6 protein-coding genes and 1 pseudogene are annotated in these 6,082 nt (G+C 57.1%); 4 read left to right on the forward strand and 3 right to left on the reverse strand.

Features of this window, described 5'->3' with window-relative positions; all coding sequences use genetic code 11:
• Positions 1-61: 61 nt before the first annotated feature.
• From ABYV26_RS18395 to ABYV26_RS18410, 4 genes are all read left to right on the forward strand, one after another.
• A complete protein-coding gene (locus ABYV26_RS18395) occupies positions 62-670 on the forward strand; it encodes an arylesterase (RefSeq protein ID WP_372682817.1) in 609 nt (202 codons plus the stop codon).
• A 136-nt stretch (positions 671-806) separates the two neighbouring features.
• A complete protein-coding gene (locus tag ABYV26_RS18400) occupies positions 807-1,055 on the forward strand; it encodes a hypothetical protein (protein WP_372682818.1) in 249 nt (82 codons plus the stop codon).
• Between the two features lie 250 nt (positions 1,056-1,305).
• Positions 1,306-3,219: a molecular chaperone DnaK gene (gene dnaK, locus ABYV26_RS18405; protein WP_372682819.1), complete on the forward strand. Its 1,914-nt coding sequence runs from the start codon at positions 1,306-1,308 to the stop codon at positions 3,217-3,219.
• Positions 3,220-3,626: 407 nt separating this feature from the next.
• Entirely contained in the window at positions 3,627-4,058 is a 432-nt protein-coding gene (locus tag ABYV26_RS18410) for a YbhB/YbcL family Raf kinase inhibitor-like protein (protein WP_372682820.1), read from the forward strand.
• A 41-nt stretch (positions 4,059-4,099) separates the two neighbouring features.
• Here ABYV26_RS18410 and ABYV26_RS18415 read toward each other — a convergent pair whose 3' ends face one another.
• From ABYV26_RS18415 to ABYV26_RS18425, 3 genes and pseudogenes are all read right to left on the reverse strand, one after another.
• Positions 4,100-4,540 (reverse strand): Fur family transcriptional regulator, encoded by a 441-nt coding sequence (locus ABYV26_RS18415; RefSeq protein WP_372682821.1) that lies wholly within the window; start codon positions 4,538-4,540, stop codon positions 4,100-4,102.
• A gap of 94 nt (positions 4,541-4,634) precedes the next feature.
• Positions 4,635-5,747, reverse strand: a complete 1,113-nt coding sequence (locus ABYV26_RS18420; protein WP_372682822.1) for an NAD(P)/FAD-dependent oxidoreductase — start codon at positions 5,745-5,747, stop codon at positions 4,635-4,637.
• A gap of 162 nt (positions 5,748-5,909) precedes the next feature.
• Positions 5,910-6,082: pseudogene (locus ABYV26_RS18425) on the reverse strand (sulfurtransferase); the annotation flags it as partial.

A 6,082-nucleotide genomic window follows, 5' to 3' on the forward strand; every position in this document is an offset into this window, starting at 1 on the left:
GTCATCCGCCGAACCAAAAGCGCGGATTTGAGGAAAAAGACGACTTGAAAGTGACTGCTGCATGAAAAAAGGCATTCTTGGAATCATCGCCCTCGGGGCGCTTGCGGCGATCTATCATTTCATCACGCCCTCCTCGGCGATTGTCAATCGCATGCCATCCGATGGGGCCATCGTCTGTTTCGGCGACAGCCTGACTTCCGGGACCGGCGCGTCCCAAGGGATGGATTATCCGGCCCAATTGTCGCGCATGATCGGCCTGCCCGTCATGAATGCCGGTGTCCCCGGCGACACCACCGCAAGGGCCTTGAAACGGCTGGATGGACTGCTCGACATGCAGCCACGGGCGGTTCTGATTACCCTGGGGGGCAACGATCTAAAAAACGGTGTATCCAGGCAAACCGCCTTCGACAACCTGCGGGCGATCATCCGGTCCATTCAGGCCGAGGGCGCCCTGGTGATCATCGGGGGTATCGACATCCCTTTTTACGCTAAGGGCTTTGGTGGCGCCTATCGGGAACTGGCCGAAGAAACCGGGTCGGTGCTGATTCCCAATGTATTCGCCGGAATCATGGGAACGCGCAGCCTGATGAGCGATCCCATCCACCCCAACAGCCAGGGGTACACCGTCATGGCGCAGCATTTTTACCGGGCGCTCCAGCCGTATTTGTAGCCCGTATCGACTCCATCTTTCATCCGGCATTGATTAATTCTGATGGCGGACTTAAGCTAAGTTATTGCTATGAAGAAGGCATCTCATTCTAATCGATTCATCCTATCGATCAGGACCGCTGACACGGAGAAGGGACATGAACCTGGATACAATCATCTTTAACGGGGTCACCCTGGGTCAGCTTCTGCCCTGGGTCGTGGCAGTGGTGGTGGTTTTTGTGACCTTCAGAATATACAAAGCCCTGTTCGCGAAAAAAAAGGTCAACCTTCAGCACACCGTCTACTTTGCCTGCAGCAACTGCGGGTGGGAAGGCCACATCAGCAAATTCGGCACGCGTTGTCCCAAGTGCGATGCACCGGCTGGAGATTTCAGCACGGATTCGTAAAAAGCCGATCTGCCTGGGGCGGATAGAAATCTGCATTGCGCTTCACCCCCCCCTTCATTACGGCGTACGATCAGTACGGCCCCCTCCTCGGGATCGGCAAGCCTTCGACCCCGGCCTTTCATATTACTAAAAGGCAAATTATAAAAAAAGTAATAATATATATTTGACATAGACTGATTCTGATTTATGATTGGTCCATACCAATCAACACGGGCCCGGCAAGGCGCCCGAATATCAGGAGGAACACAAAATGAGCAAAACCATCGGAATCGATCTTGGAACCACCAACTCCTGCGTGGCCATCATGGATGGCGGGGACGCACGGGTGATCACCAATGCCGACGGCGGCCGCACCACCCCGTCGATGGTGGCTATTTCCAGCAGTGGTGAACGGCTGGTGGGGCAGATCGCCAAGCGCCAGGCGGTAACCAACCCGGAGAACACGGTCTTCGGCGTCAAGCGGCTGATCGGCCGCAAAGCCGACGCCACCGAGGTGATCAACGACAAGAAAAACCTGCCCTATGCAGTGACCCAAGCCGACAACGGGGATGTCCGTATTACCTTGAAAGGGCGCCAGTACAGTCCGGCAGAGATTTCGTCATTCATCCTGGCGGATTTGAAAAAGTCGGCCGAAGCCTATCTGGGCGAACCGGTCACCGATGCGGTGATTACCGTACCGGCCTACTTCAATGACAGCCAGCGCCAGGCAACCAAGGATGCGGGCAAGATCGCCGGTTTGAACGTCAAGCGCATCATCAACGAACCCACGGCGGCATCGCTGGCCTATGGTCTGGACAAGAAAAAAGAGGAGAAAATTGCCGTATTCGATCTGGGCGGCGGAACCTTCGACATCTCCATCATGGAGATCGGCGACGGGGTCTTCGAAGTCAAAGCCACCAACGGCGACACCCATCTTGGCGGCGAGGATTTCGACCTGCGTATCATCGACTATCTGGCCGCTGAATTCAAGCGGGAGCAGGGCATCGACCTGCGCGGCGACAAGATGGCGCTACAGCGGCTCAAAGAAGCGGCGGAAAAGGCCAAAATGGAGCTGTCCAGCGCCATGGAGACGGACGTCAACCTGCCGTTCATCACCGCTGACGCCAGCGGGCCCAAACACCTGAACATCAAGATGACCCGGGCCAAACTGGAGTCCCTGGTGGAGGACCTGCTGGACCGCCTGGACGGTCCCTGCCGTACGGCCATGAAAGACGCCGGTTTCTCGCCAAAGGACATCGACGAGGTGATCCTGGTGGGCGGCATGACGCGCATGCCGGCGGTGGTGCAGCGGGTGAAAAAACTGTTCGGCAAGGAGCCCAGCAAGGGTGTCAATCCCGATGAAGTCGTGGCCATGGGCGCCGCCATTCAAGGCGCGGTGCTGCAAGGCGATGTCAACGACGTGCTGCTGCTGGATGTGACCCCGCTCTCCCTGGGAATCGAGACCCTGGGTGGCGTAATGACCAAACTGATCGAAAAGAATACCACCATTCCCGCCCGCCAGAGCCAGGTCTTCTCCACGGCCGAGGACAACCAGCCGGCCGTGACGGTTCATGTGCTCCAGGGTGAACGCCAGATGGCGGATGGCAACAAGACGCTGGGCCGCTTCGAACTCACCGGCATCCCGCCGGCACCGCGGGGGACACCCCAGATCGAGGTGACCTTCGACATCGACGCCAACGGCATCGTGGAGGTGTCCGCCAAGGACCAGGCGACGGGCAAGCAGCAGAGCATTCGCATCACCTCGTCTTCAGGTCTCTCCCAAGCGGAGATTGACCGACTGGTCAAGGATGCCGACCTGCATGCCGATGCGGACAACCGTAAAAAAGAGTTGGTGGATGCCAAGAATGCCGCCGATGCGTTGGTCTACGCAACGGAAAAAACCCTCAAAGAGATGGGTGCCAACGTCGACGGCAGCCTGCGCATGGAGATCGACGACGCCATGTCCAACCTGAAACGCGCTATGAAAGGAGACGACGCCGCCGCGATCAGGCAGCTGACAGAGGTGCTCACCCGTGCCTCCCACCGGCTGGCCGAGTCCATGTACAAACAGCCGGAAAACACCCATGGCGGCGGTCCGCAAACCGGTCAGGGTACCGGCGGTCAGCCCGGCGCAAAGGCGCCGGACGACGACGTGGTGGACGCCGAGTATTCTGAGGTGGCCTAACAGAAGCTGACGGTTAGGCCTGCTGATCGGTAGGTAATCCCAAGCAATTGACACCCAACCAAAAAGCCGGGCGGACGCCCGGCTTTTTCACTTTAAGTAACGGAAACCCAGGCGCTAATCAACATACCTGAGTAGCAGTGAATCACTGGTGATGCACTCGTGAGAAGTCACATTTCTAACGGTATCGTAAAAAGCCCGAGATCAAGGCTTGCAAATCCCGAGGAGGGAGGCGTACTTATCGTACGCCGCAGTGACGGGGGATGAAGCGTAACGCAGATATCGGGCTTATTACGACACCGTCAATGGTGCCTTGAACCTTATGATGCCAGGTGATATAGGGGCATCCATCGACATGCCCGATGAACCGCCTTTCACGGCATTTTACAACCCGACCCGATGAGGCCAACATGAAAAAATGCTATCGCCCAGCAATCCTCGCAGTCCTGCTCATTCTGTCGGCCGGCTGCGCCAGCAATCCGGACCCGATCAAGATTCCCAAAGATGCGGCTGAGATGACGGTGGACTTTTCCTGGCAGGGTGTTGACGCCTGCACCCACGACTCTCCGGAAATCCGGGTCTCAGCCATTCCGGAGGGCACCGCCGATCTGCGGGTCAGGCTAAAAAATATCAGTGTGCCGGAATGGAATCACGGTGGCGGCAAAGTCGCCCACGACGGCTCCGGGGTTATTTCCGCCGGTGCCCTTAAACTCGGCTACAACGGCCCCTGTCCGCCGCCGAAACAACGGCACAAGTATGAATTCTCGGTCTTGGCTGTGGATGCCGACGGTGCAATCATCGGTTTCGGCAAAGCCAGGCAATCGTTCCCGCCCAAGCAATGATAGTCAGTGTCGATCCACTACCGGCGAAACATTCATAACGATTACCGGCCGGCCTGACAGTCCGGGCAGACGCCGAAGAAATCGAGGCGGTGGCGGGTGATGGTAAAACCGGTCTCCCGTGTCAGTTCCTGGGTCATATCCTCCAGGGCCGATATGTCCGGATCGAGGATTTTTCGGCAAACGGTGCATATCACGTGAGGATGGTCGTAGGGTTTGTTACCGTCGTAGCGGTTGCTGTCGTCGCTGAAACCCAGTTCCAGCAGTTGATCGAGGTCCCTGAGGACCGCCACATTTTTATAGATGGTGGCCAGGCTGGTGGTCGGATAACTGGTTTTGACCTGTTCGTAGATTGATTCGACGCTGGGGTGGCCCTTGCTCTCGGCAAGAACGTTAAGAATAGCCAGACGCTGGGGAGTGATTCGATAGTGGTTTTCCCGAAGGGCGTCCACCATGTTTCGCATTCGGATCTCAGGATCTGACATGGGTTTCCACGATGACATCGGGTCTTTAAGGAAAATGATTATCAAGAAATAGCAAAGGTGCGGTCAGGGTGTCAACCGCCGACAAACAGGGCCACTATTCGATGGCCTGGAATTCTTTCATGAATTTCCGATCGATATAATCCTTGATGACGAATGCGGGCCGACCGCCGAATTCCAGCCACCGTTTTTTCAGAACGCCGACCCGGCCGCCCAGGTTGAAGATCAGCAGGTAGTCACCGCCCGGATCGAAGGGCATCAGCTCCTCGCCGTTCAGCTGCGCCACGATGTTGTGAAACAGAACCGGGTTTTGGCGAACCGCATAGACACCCACCTTGTCCAAGGGCTTGTTTTCAAAGTAAATACAGTCACCGCCGCCGAAGATGCAGGGATGTTGGGTGCTCTGCAAAAAGCGGTTGACCCGCAGGCCGCCGTCAGGCCCCGTGTCGATGCCGGATTTCGCAAAAATGGCCGACGGTTTGACGCCCAGGGCTAAAAAAATGAAATCTGCCGGCAGGGTCTCGCCGTCGTTCAGGACGACCCTATCGCGGGATACGGATTTCACGAAGGCCCCCTCGCGGACGGTGATACCCCGACGAGCCAAGGTGCCGCGGATCTTGCGGCGGACGGATGCGGGAAAGTTGGACATGAAGCCGCTGCCGGCACAGACGGTAATGCGCGGCATGTGTCCGCCGGTGGTTGTTGCCAGCTGCCAAACGTTGCCGGCCACCTCTGCCGAGGAGGGGCCACCGCCGACAATGACCACCTCCGGTGAGTGCCGGTTGAAATGGTCGACCAGGCGGTCTTTGGCCTCCATGAGCCGCTCGATGGGTTTGACGGTGTAAAGGTCGGCATGCTCCCCTTCCATGGCCGGCTTGGGCACTTGGCTGCCCGCGTTGCAGGAGAGCACATCGTAGGGCACGGTGTGCCCGTTTCCCAGGATCACGACCCCCCGTTCGGCATCGATCGTAATCGCTTTGCCGTGCAGGAATGTTCCCCCCTGTTTTTCGACCACATGTCGGGTGGCGAAGCGAATTTCCTCGGGCCGGTAGGTGCCGGAAAGCATCCCCGGTCCCATGCCCGAGTAGTAGTGAAATTCCGACGGGCCGATGACGGTGACGCCGTGACCTTTTTCGGTGATGCTGGCCAGGTTGGCCAGGGTGACCATATGGGCATGACCGCCGCCGATCAGGACTAGTTGTTTCTGCAAGTCAGGCCTCTTCTTTCTACACTTCGGATAGTTCGCTGTATTCAAGGCTTCAGGCAGTTTCGTAACCTGCCAGAGATAAATAGAAAATTATCAATCAACAAAAAAAATCCCAAATATATCACAATGGCCAAATTTCAAATCACATAACGTCCATCGGACGTTTTACGAGGCCATGATGGTTTCCTCCATCAACTGCCCCAGACGCGCCAGGTGGGTCTTCTCCTCGTTGGCTATCTGGATCAGGGCCTTTTTACCAGCTTCGTTGTGCGCCTTTTCCGACGCACGCAGGTAAAGATCCAGGGCCTGGGCTTCGATGGACATGGCCAGTTCGATGA

The sequence above is a fragment of the Desulfosarcina sp. genome (assembly GCF_041551955.1).
Taxonomy (GTDB): domain Bacteria; phylum Desulfobacterota; class Desulfobacteria; order Desulfobacterales; family Desulfosarcinaceae; genus Desulfosarcina.